Annotated in this window: 9 protein-coding genes; 3 read left to right on the top strand and 6 right to left on the bottom strand. The window is 45.4% G+C overall.

Going from position 1 to position 13,856, the window contains the following annotated elements; all coding sequences use genetic code 11:
• Positions 1 to 35: 35 nt before the first annotated feature.
• Entirely contained in the window at positions 36 to 3,920 is a 3,885-nt protein-coding gene (purL, locus tag J8M00_RS22485; protein WP_211012705.1) for a phosphoribosylformylglycinamidine synthase, read from the bottom strand.
• A 244-nt stretch (positions 3,921 to 4,164) separates the two neighbouring features.
• Between purL and mltF the strand changes: the two genes are divergently transcribed.
• Positions 4,165 to 5,547: a membrane-bound lytic murein transglycosylase MltF gene (gene mltF / locus J8M00_RS22480; protein ID WP_211012704.1), complete on the top strand. Its 1,383-nt coding sequence runs from the start codon at positions 4,165 to 4,167 to the stop codon at positions 5,545 to 5,547.
• Positions 5,548 to 5,638: 91 nt separating this feature from the next.
• On the top strand, positions 5,639 to 5,803 hold the full coding sequence (locus tag J8M00_RS22475) for a hypothetical protein (protein ID WP_211012703.1): 165 nt from the start codon (positions 5,639 to 5,641) through the stop codon (positions 5,801 to 5,803).
• Here the strand turns inward: J8M00_RS22475 and tadA are convergent.
• Positions 5,794 to 6,312: a tRNA adenosine(34) deaminase TadA gene (tadA, locus tag J8M00_RS22470; RefSeq protein WP_211012702.1), complete on the bottom strand. Its 519-nt coding sequence runs from the start codon at positions 6,310 to 6,312 to the stop codon at positions 5,794 to 5,796. The two genes, J8M00_RS22475 and tadA, sit on opposite strands and share 10 nt — an antisense overlap.
• Positions 6,313 to 6,484: 172 nt before the next feature.
• Here tadA and J8M00_RS22465 point away from each other — a divergent pair, with 172 nt between their 5' ends.
• The gene (locus J8M00_RS22465) at positions 6,485 to 7,789 is read left to right on the top strand and encodes an inosine/guanosine kinase (RefSeq protein ID WP_211012701.1); all 1,305 of its coding nucleotides are present in this window, start codon (positions 6,485 to 6,487) and stop codon (positions 7,787 to 7,789) included.
• A 44-nt stretch (positions 7,790 to 7,833) separates the two neighbouring features.
• Here the strand turns inward: J8M00_RS22465 and glsB are convergent, their stop codons facing one another.
• From glsB to parE, 4 genes are all read right to left on the bottom strand, one after another.
• Positions 7,834 to 8,751, bottom strand: coding sequence for a glutaminase B (gene glsB, locus J8M00_RS22460; RefSeq protein ID WP_211012700.1), 918 nt, complete (start codon positions 8,749 to 8,751; stop codon positions 7,834 to 7,836).
• 112 nt (positions 8,752 to 8,863) lie between these two features.
• Positions 8,864 to 9,427 carry a phosphoribosyltransferase gene (locus J8M00_RS22455; RefSeq protein WP_211012699.1) on the bottom strand — a complete coding sequence of 188 codons (564 nt, stop codon included), beginning with the start codon at positions 9,425 to 9,427 and terminating at the stop codon, positions 8,864 to 8,866.
• A 224-nt stretch (positions 9,428 to 9,651) separates the two neighbouring features.
• Complete coding sequence (gene parC, locus J8M00_RS22450) at positions 9,652 to 11,940, bottom strand: DNA topoisomerase IV subunit A (protein WP_211012698.1); 2,289 nt, start codon at positions 11,938 to 11,940, stop codon at positions 9,652 to 9,654.
• An 18-nt stretch (positions 11,941 to 11,958) separates the two neighbouring features.
• Positions 11,959 to 13,848: a DNA topoisomerase IV subunit B gene (parE, locus tag J8M00_RS22445; RefSeq protein ID WP_211012697.1), complete on the bottom strand. Its 1,890-nt coding sequence runs from the start codon at positions 13,846 to 13,848 to the stop codon at positions 11,959 to 11,961.
• Positions 13,849 to 13,856 lie beyond the last annotated feature (8 nt).

The raw sequence follows: 13,856 nt of genomic DNA, 5'->3' as shown, positions 1-13,856 counted from the left end.
CCACCGAAGTGACCTTTTTCAATCAAGCTAAATAATTAGCCGATGTTCTTACGTGCGTTACGGAACATACGCATCCACGGGCTATCCTCTTTCCACTCATCCGGGTGCCAAGAGTTAGCAACTGCGCGGAATACACGCTCTGGGTGTGGCATCATAACTGTTGCGCGGCCATCTAGCGATGTAATACCTGTAATACCTTCTGGTGAACCATTCGGGTTATTTGGGTATTGCGTTGTAGGCTTGCCAAAGTTATCAACATACTGAACAGCAACTGTGCCAGACTCAAGGGCTGCTTTCACTGCTGCATCGTTTGCAAACTCAGCGTGACCTTCACCGTGAGATACCGCGATTGGCATACGAGAGCCAGCCATACCTTGGAAGAATACTGACGGGCTTTCTTGCACTTCAACAAGGCTGAAACGTGCTTCAAAACGCTCTGACTTATTAGTTACAAAGCGTGGCCAGTGTTCAGTGCCAGGGATAAGCTCTTTCAGCGTCGATAACATCTGACAGCCGTTACACACACCTAAGCTGAACGTATCTTGACGCTCAAAGAATGTTTGGAACTGATCACGCGCCATGTCATTGAATAAAATTGACTTAGCCCAACCTTCACCAGCACCTAGTACGTCACCGTAAGAGAAACCACCACATGCTACAAGACCTTTGAACTCTTCTAGTGTCAGGCGGCCTTCAAGGATATCACTCATGTGTACGTCTACTGCAGCAAAGCCTGCACGGTTAAATGCAGCTGCCATTTCAACGTGTGAGTTAACACCTTGCTCACGAAGGATTGCCATCTTAGGCTTAGCACCTGTCGCGATGTAAGGTGCTGCTACGTCTTCATTTAAGTCAAAACTTAGTTTTACGTTAAGGCCAGGATCTTTTTCGTCAAACTTGGCATCAAACTCTTGCTTAGCACATTCAGGGTTATCACGAAGTGCTTGCATTTTATAAGTCGTTTCAGCCCAGATAGTACGTAGTTCAGTACGTGTATTTGCAAGTACTGCTTCGCCACCACGGTTGAAGATAACTTTATCTTCGCTGTTTAGTGTACCGATAGTATGACTGATTGCCGCAATACCGTTATCAGCCAAAACAGCTTCAACGGCTGCAAGATCAGAGTTTCGAACCTGAATAACTGCACCTAGCTCTTCATTGTAAAGCGCTTCGATATCAGAACCTGTTAGGCTATCAAGGTTTACAGTCACACCTGTACGGCCAGCGAATGCCATTTCAGCTACAGTTGTGAATAAACCACCGTCTGAACGGTCGTGATAAGCTAATAGCTTCTCGTCAGCTACTAACGCTTGCATTGCATTGTAGAAGCCTTTTAATAGCTCTGGGTTATCAACATCAGGCGTCTTGTCACCAAGCTGCTTGTAAACCTGTGCAAGGCTTGACGCACCTAGTCGGTTTTGACCGGCACCTAAATCAACTAGGATCAGGCTTGAGTCACCTTTATCAGTGCGAAGCTGAGGAGTTACCGTTTTACGAATGTCTTCTACACGGCCAAATGCTGTGATAACGAGAGAAAGTGGTGCTGTAACCGCTTTATCTTCACCATCGTCTTGCCATGTTGTCTTCATTGACATTGAGTCTTTACCAACTGGGATAGTTAGACCAAGTGCTGGACATAACTCTTCACCGACAGCTTTAACCGCTTCGTAAAGACCTGCATCTTCACCTGGGTGACCTGCTGCTGCCATCCAGTTTGCAGATAGCTTGATGTTCTCAAGGCCACCAATGTTTGCTCCAGCAATGTTAGTTAACGCTTCAGCTACTGCTAAACGTGCAGATGCACCATAGTTTAGAAGTGCCGCAGGTGTACGCTCACCCATTGACATTGCTTCACCGTGGTAAGTGTCAAACGCAGCAGCTGTTACCGCACAGTTTGCCACTGGTACCTGCCAAGGGCCAACCATTTGGTCACGTGCTACTAGACCTGTAACCGTACGGTCACCGATTGTAATAAGGAATGTTTTCTCTGCAATTGTTGGTAGACGAAGTAAACGCTTAGCGGCTTCTTCTACTTTGATACTGTCGATGTTTAGTGCTTCACCTTCAACTTGCTTTGACTCAACGTCACGGTGCATCTTAGGTGCTTTACCAAGTAGTACTTCCAGTGGAAGATCGACTGGGTTGTTATCAAAGTGGCTATCAGCAACGGTTAAGTGACGCTCTTCAGTTGCTTCACCAATTACTGCGTATTGTGCGCGCTCACGCTTACAGATTTCTTCAAAACGTGCAAAGTCTTCTGCCGCTACTGCAAGTACGTAACGTTCTTGTGATTCGTTACACCAAATCTCGTGCGGTGCCATACCCGGCTCATCGTTCGGGATGTTACGTAGTTGGAATTTACCACCACGGCCACCGTCGTCTACAAGCTCAGGGAATGCGTTTGAAAGACCACCCGCGCCCACATCGTGGATAAACGCGATTGGGTTTTCGTCACCTAGCTGCCAACACTTGTCGATTACTTCCTGACAACGACGTTCCATCTCTGGGTTTTCACGTTGTACAGAAGCAAAATCTAGGTCTTCGTTTGACTGACCAGATGCCATTGATGATGCAGCACCACCACCCAGACCAATGTTCATCGCAGGGCCGCCTAGTGCAACTAGCTTAGCGCCTACTGGGATTTCACCTTTTTGAACATGCTCAGTACGGATGTTTCCTAGACCACCTGCAAGCATAATAGGCTTGTGGTAACCACGTACCTCTTCGCCATTGTGGCTGTTAACTTTTTCTTCGTAAGTACGGAAGTAACCAAGTAGGTTAGGACGACCAAATTCGTTGTTGAACGCAGCGCCACCTAGCGGGCCATCAATCATGATGTCTAGTGCATCAACGATACGGCCTGGTTTGCCGAAGTTAGTTTCCCACGGCTGCTCAAAACCAGGAATACGAAGGTTAGATACAGTAAAACCAACTAGGCCTGCTTTTGGCTTAGAACCACGACCCGTTGCGCCTTCGTCACGAATTTCACCACCAGAACCAGTAGATGCGCCAGAGAATGGTGCAATCGCAGTTGGGTGGTTGTGTGTTTCAACCTTCATCAAGATTTCAATGTTCTCTTGATTGTAGCTGTACTCACCTTCTTTATTTGGGAAGAAACGACCCGCTTTAGAACCCTTCATTACTGCCGCGTTATCTTTATAAGCAGACAATACGTTTTCTGGGTGCGTCTCGTAAGTATTCTTGATCATTTTGAACAGCGACTTAGGCTGCTCTTCACCGTCGATTGTCCAATCAGCGTTGAAAATTTTGTGACGACAGTGCTCAGAGTTCGCTTGTGCGAACATGAATAGCTCGATGTCGTTCGGGTTCCGACCTAGTTTAGTGAAGTTTTCAACTAAGTAATCAATTTCGTCGTCTGCTAACGCAAAACCTTGCTCTACGTTTGCAGTAACAAGTGCTTCACGACCACCACCTAGAATGTCTACAGATGACATTGGACGAGGCTCTTCAACGCGGAATAACTGCCCTGCATCTTCTAGATTGCTGTGTACTGATTCTGTCATACGATCATGAAGTAACTTAGCTACATCAGCTAGCTGATCAGCGCTTAATTCGCCCTCAACGTAGTACGCAACACCACGTTCAACACGGTGAACTTTATCTAGACCACAGTTGTTCGCGATGTCAGTTGCTTTTGAAGCCCATGGAGAAATAGTACCAATGCGAGGCGTCACTAGAATAAGTGCACCCTCAGGCTTGTGCTCGACGGCGGTAGGCCCATACTTAAGGAGTTTGCTCAGTTTGTCTAACTCAGTATCTGAGAGCTCAGCAGTTACATCGGCAAAATGCATAAATTCAGCATATACGCCAGTGACAGGTAACTCTGCATCCGCGCAGCTTTTAAGGATCTTTTGGACTTTAAAATCAGAAAGTGCTGGTGCACCACGTAGGATTAACATAGATATTTCATCCGGGGTTAGGGATTGAACGATATTTTGGGCCGCTATTATAGTCGAATTGACGCACAGATTTAACTCAAAATTGTCAATTATCGAAAAAAACCCACTTCACAAATACATATATACCTGAGAGCATAGGGTTTAAAGCGCAAATTTGAATTAACCGTCTTCGAACCTCGTTTTCAAACGCCCTGTTTTTTAAGAAAAAACTCGCACTTTAATCTGGTTCACTAGTGGAAAAGGCATGATAGAGAACACGCTACATAGAGTACTAAGTTTATTGATAGCCTTGCTGTTGCTCAGTGGTTGTGACACCGCTCCGCCAAGTCAGCTACAGCAAATAAAAAACAGCAATGTACTGCGAGTAGGTATCTTGGTTGGGCCTGCAACATACTACCAAGGTCATACTGATGAAGAGGGATTCGAATATGAGCTTGCAGGTTTGTTTGCTGAGGAACTTGGTGTCGAATTAAAGATTATTCCTTTTTTCAATCTAGACAATTTATTTGAACACCTTGAACGAGGCGATTTAGACATTGTAGCCTCTGGGATCAGCTATCACACAAAGCGAACTAAAGCATTTCGATTTGGGCCGTTTTATCGAGAAATTAGTCAAAAGCTAGTGTATAAACAAGGCAAAAAACGTCCACGGCACTATGGTCAGCTATCAGGCCCGGTAACAGTGCTGGCTAATAGCCATCACTTAATTTCACTACAAGCAGCCAAAAAAGACTACCCCGAATTGCAATGGCAGACCACGCAAGCCCTAGATCAAGAAGAGCTACTCCAAGGAATTTTAGCTGGTGATATCGACTACACCATTGTCGACTCCCATTCTTTAGCGTTATTTCGTCGTTACCACCCCAATCTGAGTATTGCGTTTTCAGTGACAAAATCTGACCCAATTGCCTGGGTGATGAAAAGACAAAACGATGACTCGCTGTATGCGTTGCTCTTGCCATTTTTTGCAAAATTACAAACCAATAATCAACTCGCGACTTTAGAAGAGAAATACTTCGGTCATGTAGAGCAATTTAATTATGTTAATACCGTCGCCTTTGTAGAGGCCAGTAAAGAGGTACTACCAAAATACGCGCCTTGGTTTATCGAATATGCAAAGGCACAGAACTTGGATTGGCGGTTACTTGCCGCGCTCAGTTACCAAGAGTCCATGTGGAACCCACGAGCCAAGTCCCCTACGGGTGTGCGCGGGATCATGATGCTAACGCAGAGTACAGCCAAACGCGTTGGTGTGAAACACCGCCTCAAACCAGAACAAAATATACGTGGCGGCGCGAAATATCTTGCCAATTTAATTTCGCGAGTGCCAGAAGGGGTTGCTGAGCCAGATAGAACTTGGTTGGCCTTAGCTGCGTATAACGTAGGTATGGGGCATGTTAGAGATGCATTAAAACTGACAAAACAACAAGGTGGCAATCCCAATAGTTGGGCCGATGTTAAAAAACGACTACCACTACTGACTAAAAAGCGCTACTATCGAAGCACAAGATATGGATATGCGCGTGGCGATGTTGCTGTACATTATGTCGATAATATACGCCGCTACTTCGACGCTCTAGTCTGGTTGGACGAAAACAGAGCGCTCCCTTTCAGTTCCGGCAATTAACGGCATCCCAATCTCGTTGTCATAAGCCTGTCACACAAAACAGGTATTTCTTTCACGCGTAAGTTTTTTCTCTCACACTAAGGAGGTTCAGATGTTAAGAAGACGTCGAACTCATCAATTCAAACGCAACACGCGTAATACGAATCCAAATCGTCGACGTATTATGCTCAAAAACATTCATAAAAAAATATTGCTGCGCCGCCGCATTTACTCTTTATTGCAGCTAGCCGCAGATGCAAAAACGGCTCAATCTTGAGCCGCGCTATCCCCTTGCAATTTCAGCGCTTTTTTAGCTGCTTTATGCTCTTTTCTTCTTCGTCTAAAAAAGTTAGATAGCTTTTCGCTGCACTCCTCAGCCAATACACCAGGTGTCACTTCAGGCTGATGGTTTAATTGTGGTTCTTGCAATAAATTCATAATCGATCCCGCAGCGCCTGTTTTTGCATCACTGGCACCGTACACAACGCGTTTTACTCGGCTATGTACTAACAATCCTGCACACATAGGACAAGGCTCTAGGGTTACATACAAGGTGCAATCTACTAAGCGATAATTTTGCACTTGTTTACCAGCTTCACGTATCGCGATCATTTCAGCATGTGCTGACGGGTCATGACAACCTATTGAGCGATTCCAACCTGCCGCGATTAGTTGCCCGTCTCGGACAATCACCGCACCAACAGGGATTTCGTTTTCCGCTTCGGCTTTATCAGCATATGCGAGAGCTTGGCGCATCCAATATTCATCGTGTTCTTGGTTATTCATACTAAATTTAGCAAAGTAATTATGTGGTTTAGTATACCAGCTTGCGAAACAGAAACCCCTTGGTTACAGAATTATTGCTAAAATTACCAAATTACCATGGCTCACCCACGTAAAATTAGGCTATAATTCGCCGCTTTTTTTATTTAATGAGCTCAAAACACACGGGTAAAACATGAAATTTCCGGGACACCGTAGGCATAAGCATTATTTTCCGGTGGAAGATAAGGACCCACTTATCAACCACTTAAATGCTGAAGATCGCTTGAAACGCAATTATATTTGCGGCATCGACCAAATTGTTGTCGACATCGAAGCTAAAGTTGACCAAGCTTTTTTGGATGAATTCCACCTCCAGCGTGGTATGTCACAAGTCATAGACAATGATGTCACCAATGCGCTCTATGAGCGTTTGAAACGTGATGACATGATTGACTACGAATTTGCTGGCGGCACCATTGGCAATACCATGCACAACTATTCAGTGTTAGCTGATGATCGTTCAGTCTTACTGGGCGTGATGAGTGAAAGCATTGAAATCGGTAGCTATGCATACAAGTTTTTATGTAATACATCAAGCCGCGTCGATCTTGATCATCTGCAACCCGTCGCTGGCCCAATCGGCCGCTGTTTCACGCTGATAGATGACAGTGGTGAAAGAACCTTTGCGATCAGTGCTGGTTTAATGAACTACTTGCGCCCAGAGTCGATCAGCCAGTCACTGATTGAAAATGCATCGGCTCTCGTTATTAGCGCTTACCTTATGCGTACTAAAGGTGACGAAACAATGACACAGGCCACCATGCAAGCGGTGGAGTATGCCAATAATGCAGGTGTACCAGTAGTCCTAACTTTGGGCACCAAGTTCTTGATAGAACAAGATCCGCAGTGGTGGGCCGAATTCGTTGAGAAACACGTCGACATTCTTGCAATGAATGAAGAAGAAGGCGAAGCCATTACTGGCTTTGATGATCCTTTGTTGGCCGCAGGTAAAGCACTCGATTGGGTCGACTTAGTTATTTGCACCGCCGGGCCAACGGGCTTGTATATGGCAGGGTATGTCGACGACAGTATGAAACGCGAAACCGAATACCCACTACTTCCGGGTGCTATCCCCGAGTTTAATCGCTACGAGTTTTCTCGCGCAATGCGTAAATCACACTGTGAAAACCCTGTTCGAGTATACAGCCATACTGCACCGTATATGGGTGGCCCAGACACCATTAAAAATACCAATGGTGCTGGTGATTGCGCACTTGCCGCGGTACTACATGACCTTTCAGCGAACGAATATCATCGTTTAAATGTGCCAAACTCAGCTAAGCACGAACAAGCTGCAATTACCTATTCTTCACTTGCGCAGATCAGCAAATATGCAAACCGCGCAAGCTTTGAAGTGTTGGTCCAGCACTCACCTAGACTTTCTAGGGGTTTGCCTGAGCGAGAAGACTCACTAGAGCAATCTTACTGGGACAAGTAAACAAATCGTCTTGCGCACAACATTTGTGCGCTCAAAATGCCGCGCTAGAAAATCGCTGTTCCGAGCTCTTCAGCAAGAAACTCTAGCGCAGCAATACCTGCCACAGAATTACCCACTTTATCAAGCCCTGGTGACCAGACTGCGATAGTAAACCGACCTGGCACAACTGCAATAATTGCACCTGACACACCCGATTTACCTGGCATACCTACGCGGTATCCAAAGTCACCAGCAGCATCATACAAACCACTGGTAAACAACAATGAGTTAAGTTGCTTGATTTGCTTTGCAGGTAATACCTGTAGCTGGCTTTGCGTACACACACCACCATTCGACAGGTAGGAGAAACACTTTGCCAATTCCGACACAGTCAACTCAATTGCGCAAAAATTAAAATATGACCACAATACTTCTTCAACTTCGTTATTAAAATTGCCAAACGATTTCATTAAATACGCCATCGCTGCATTTCGATAACGGTGCTCATACTCAGACTGTGCAACCACTTTATTCACACCCAGTTTAGGGTTTCCAGTTTGCAATCGATAGCTCTCTAGCATGGTATGGATTGGTGCACTCAGACGCGAGTATAGTGCGTCACAAGTGACAATTGCACCAGCGTTGATAAAAGGGTTTCTCGGTATGCCGTTTTCAAACTCTAATTGGGTCAATGAATTGAAAGCAGTGCCTGAGGGCTCTTTACCCACTCGCTGCCACAAGTCATCGCCATAGCGTTGCAACGCTAAGGTCAAGGTCATTACTTTTGACACTGACTGCACGGTAAATTTGGCATCACAAGCGCCCGCACTGTAGGTTTCACCCGTTTGCGTTTGAATTGCTATCGCGAACTGGCCTAATTGCTGTTCAGCTAACGCTGGAATGTAATCCGCAACTTTGCCATGCTGTAATATAGGCTGAACATGTTGCACTGTGCGTTCTAGAATTGATTGATAATCTGTCATACAAAAAATGCATAAATCACAATGTGCGGAGTGTAACAAAAGCGCTGAATCGCGGCCATAAAAAAGCCGCCCAAAACCAAGCTTTCGGCGGCTTATAAATTACCAGCAACAGTTACTTTGCAAATAGCTCTTTGATATTTGCTAGATCTGATTTACCTGCAATCAATTCATCTGGCGTAAGCCCGGACAATTCATGCGGGAATACCAACCACTCATCAGATTCATGGATGTAGTAATCTGGTGTCATTGGCACTTTTTTGTTGGTTGGTTTGTAATAAGGGCAGGCAACACGAATGTCTTTTGGTAGATTAAGACGCATTAACTCTTCTAGCTTTTCCTTTAATGCGTAAATACTACGGCCTGAATCAAACACGTCGTCGACAATCAACAATGAATCGCCTGCGTTCGCATTTTCAATAATATAATGAAGGCCGTGCACCTTAATTTCTTTCGATTGTTGACCGATGCCATAATAAGACGACGTACGCACTGCGATATGATCAGTCTCTATGCCCTTGTAGTCATAATACTCTTGCACAGCAATGCCGATTGGCGCACCACCTCGCCAAATACCGATGATAAAATCTGGACGAAACCCATCTTCATAAACTTGAGCAGCCAGACGGAATGAATCCTCTAAAAGCTGTTGCGCTGTGATATAGCACTTATCAGACATAAAAACCCCGTATTGTCAGTGCGAGTGCCACCTCGCTAGGTGTCACTCTGAACAAGAATAACTTATAACCGTGTATTCTAGCTGAGTCGGATAGAAATTGCTTGCGGTACATCAGGGTTTTTTACTGCAAAATGACAGAAAGAAGACCACTTAATGAAGAATACTGGAAAGAATTACACAGAGGGCTAGCATGTGAGCGGGACTTGCCCGCTCACCGCTTGGGGCTATTCTTGAATATCGACTTCAGTATCGTCTTGTTCGATTAATTCAATTTCAAAGTTATCAACACGTTGCAGACCTCTTGGTAATTTATTACCACGTCTGCCTCGCTCACCAGAGTAATGCTCCAGATCTGCGCTCTTTAGTGTTAACTTGCGCTTGCCTGCATACAGCGTCACCGCTCTCCCTTCAGGCACCACAGCCAGTACTTTGACAAACTCTTCTCTAGATTGCACTTTCGCACTTGGAATAGAAATAATCTTATTCCCTTTACCCTTGGCAAGTTTTGGTAAATCCCTGAGCGGGAATAACAGCATACGCCCTTCATTAGAAATAGCCATACAGCGATCTGTCGCTACATCGTTGACTGATATAGGCGCGATTAACTCCGCCCCTTTAGGGATACTTACTAGCGCTTTACCATTTTTGTTCTTGCTGACCAAGTCGTTAAATTCAGCAATAAATCCGTAACCCGCATCCGTTGCCATCAGGTATAACTCTTGCTCCTCTCCCATCACCACATGTTCAAAGTTCACACCTGCTGCGAGGTTAAAGCGACCTGTCATTGGCTCACCCTGACTTCTTGCAGACGGTAAGCTATGCGCATCTGTGGCAAATGCTCGGCCAGAACTATCAAGGAAAACCGCTGGTTGGTTGCTTTTCCCTTTGGCTGATGCCTTATACTCATCTCCCGAGCGGTAATTCAGCCCCTCGGCATCAATTTCATGGCCTTTGGCAAAACGTGCCCACCCTTTTTCGGATAGCACCACTGTTACAGCCTCAGATGGGATCAAATCTTTTTCACTGAGCGCTTTAGCCTCTTGACGCTCAACCACTGGAGAACGTCTTTCATCACCATAAAGTTCCGCCGCTTCCTGAATCTCTTTTTTCATCAAGGTAGACATACGACGTTCTGAGCCAAGCGTTAGCTCAAGTTTGTCACGCTCTTTGCTCAATTCGTCCTGCTCACCACGGATCTTCATCTCTTCCAACTTAGCAAGGTGGCGAAGTTTCAGATCTAAAATGGCTTCAGCTTGGGTTTCGGATAAACCAAATCGCTTCATTAACTCAGCTTTTGGTTCATCTTCATTTCTGATAATTTCTATCACTTCATCAATATTCAAAAAGGCTATCATCAAACCTTCTAGAATATGCAAACGCGCCAACACCTTATCTAAACGATGTTGCAATCTTCTCCGTACCGTTTCACGGCGAAAAATTAACCACTCAGACAAAATTTGTTGTAAATCTTTTACCTGAGGGCGGCCATCCAGCCCGATCATATTGAGATTAACCCGGTAATTTTTCTCAAGATCAGTGGTAGCAAACAAGTGTGCCATTAACGGTTCCGATTTAACACGGTTGGAACGAGGCACCACGACGATACGAGTGGGGTTTTCATGGTCAGACTCATCGCGAAGATCAGCAACCATTGGCAGTTTTTTCGCTGTCATTTGCGCGGCGATTTGCTCTAACACTTTGGCACCCGATGTTTGATGCGGCAACGCTGTGATAACAATTTCACCTTGCTCTTCATGAAACACCGCTCGCATCTTAATCGAGCCACGACCCGTTGTGTAAATCTTGCGGATATCATCTTTAGGCGTGATGATCTCAGCTTCTGTCGGATAATCTGGTGCTTGAACGATTTCGAGTATCTCTTCTAACGTCGTTTTCGGCTTATCAAGCAGCATACAACAAGCAGAGGCCAATTCATTTACATTGTGTGGTGGAATATCGGTCGCCATACCGACTGCGATACCTGTTACACCATTGAGTAAAATGTGTGGCAGTCGCGCAGGCAGAACCTGAGGCTCTTTCATAGTACCGTCAAAGTTTGGTACCCAATCAACCGTGCCTTGGCCAAGTTCTTTTAACAGTACTTCTGAAAATTTAGATAAACGCGCTTCGGTATAACGCATTGCAGCAAATGATTTAGGGTCATCCGCAGCACCCCAGTTACCCTGTCCATCAACCAATGGGTAACGATAAGAAAATGGCTGCGCCATCAGTACCATGGCTTCATAACAAGCGCTGTCACCATGCGGGTGATACTTACCCAATACATCACCGACCGTACGGGCTGATTTTTTATATTTTGCTGCTGCAGATAAACCTAGTTCGCTCATTGCATAGACAATGCGTCGCTGTACAGGCTTTAAGCCATCGCCAATATGTGGCAATGCCCTATCCATGATCACATACATGGAATAATTTAAGTAGGCATCTTCGGTAAAACGCCCCATTGGTAATTGTTCTATGCCCTGTAAAGAGAGGGCCTGTGGATCAGTCATGACACACCTTACTTCTTGTTATACCTCGGCTTTATCGCCATGTTGCTCTAACCAAGCCTTTCTATCGCCAGAACGTTTTTTCGCTAGCAGCATATCCATCATTTCTAATGTCTGCTCTTGTTCATCCAGTGTCAGCTGTACCAAACGTCGTGTATTAGGGTCCATTGTCGTTTCTCGTAGCTGCATTGGGTTCATTTCGCCTAACCCTTTGAAACGCTGTACGTTGACTTTACCGCGCTTTTTCTCAGCTTCAATTCGATCCAAAATGCCACGTTTTTCATCTTCATCAAGGGCATAAAAAACTTCTTTACCTACATCAATCCTAAATAGTGGCGGCATAGCAACATAGACATGACCAGCTTGAACTAACGTGGGGAAGTGTTTAACAAACAAGGCACACAATAACGTCGCGATGTGAAGACCATCAGAGTCAGCATCAGCAAGAATACATACTTTACCGTATCTCAGTGTCGATAAGTCGCTTGAATCAGGGTCAATACCGAGTGCCACCGAGATATCGTGCACTTCTTGTGACGCTAGGATCTGCCCTGAGTCCACTTCCCACGTATTCAAAATTTTACCACGTAGCGGCATGATCGCTTGAAACTCGCGATCTCGAGCCTGCTTAGCAGAGCCACCTGCTGAGTCACCCTCTACTAAGAATATTTCAGAACGTTCTGTTTCACTGCCAGAACAATCAGTTAATTTGCCTGGTAAAGCGGGGCCACTGGTGACTTTCTTGCGCACCACTTTTTTTGCAGCCCTGAGCCGTTTTTGTGCATTGCTGATGCAAAGTTCAGCCAACAACTCGGCAGTCTCAGTATGCTCATTTAACCATAAACTAAACGCATCTTTCACAATACCAGAGACAAACGTTGCACAAGAGCGTGATGATAGCTTCTCTTTGGTTTGACCGGCAAATTGTGGATCTTGCATTTTTACTGATAAAACATAACTACATTTATCCCAGACATCATCAGGCGTTAGCTTCACACCTCTTGGCAATAAGTTGCGGAATTCGCAAAACTCTCGCATCGCCTCAAGTAGGCCTTGCCTTAAGCCGTTTACATGGGTGCCGCCCTGAGCTGTTGGGATCAAGTTTACATAACTTTCAGCGATCGATTCGCCACCCTCTGGTAACCAGTGCAGAGCCCAATCGACCCCTTCTGTTGAACCACTAAAGCTGCCCGTAAAAGGTGATTTAGGGAGTACTTCCAAATCCTTAGCACTGTCACTTAGATAATCTTCTAGACCAGACTCGTAGTGCCACTCTTGGGTTTCTTTGGTTTGCTTATTAATAAAGCGAATGCGCAAGCCAGGGCAGAGTACCGCTTTGGCTTTAAGTAAATGATTGAGCTTAGTCAGTGAAAAGTTAGCAGAGTCGAAATAACTTGCATCGGGCCAAAACTGAACAGACGTTCCGGTATTGCGTTTACCAACACTGCCCGTCACTTCCAAATCTTGTACTTTGTCACCGTTTTCAAAAGCAATTTCATATTGCTGAGCATCGCGCTTAACCGTTACTTCTACTCGTGTAGATAACGCGTTAACCACTGAAATACCGACACCATGCAAACCGCCCGAAAACTGGTAATTCTTGTTGGAAAATTTTCCACCAGCGTGCAGCTTAGTCAGGATCAATTCAACACCTGGGATCCCCTCTTCAGGGTGAACATCCACAGGCATGCCTCGACCATCATCGATCACTTGCAATGAGTTGTCTTCATGCAAAATAACGTCGATCCTACTCGCATGCCCAGCAAGCGCTTCATCCACACTGTTATCAATAACCTCTTGACCTAAGTGGTTGGGCCGGGTGGTGTCTGTGTACATCCCAGGACGGCGTTTCACCGGCTCTAAGCCATTCAACACCTCAATGGCTTCTGCGTTATAATTTTGCTGACTCATAAATGCTA

Origin of the sequence: Pseudoalteromonas luteoviolacea, assembly GCF_018100925.1 — a bacterium.
GTDB lineage: Bacteria > Pseudomonadota > Gammaproteobacteria > Enterobacterales > Alteromonadaceae > Pseudoalteromonas > Pseudoalteromonas obscura.
This window is presented reverse-complemented; position numbering and strand designations above follow the sequence as displayed.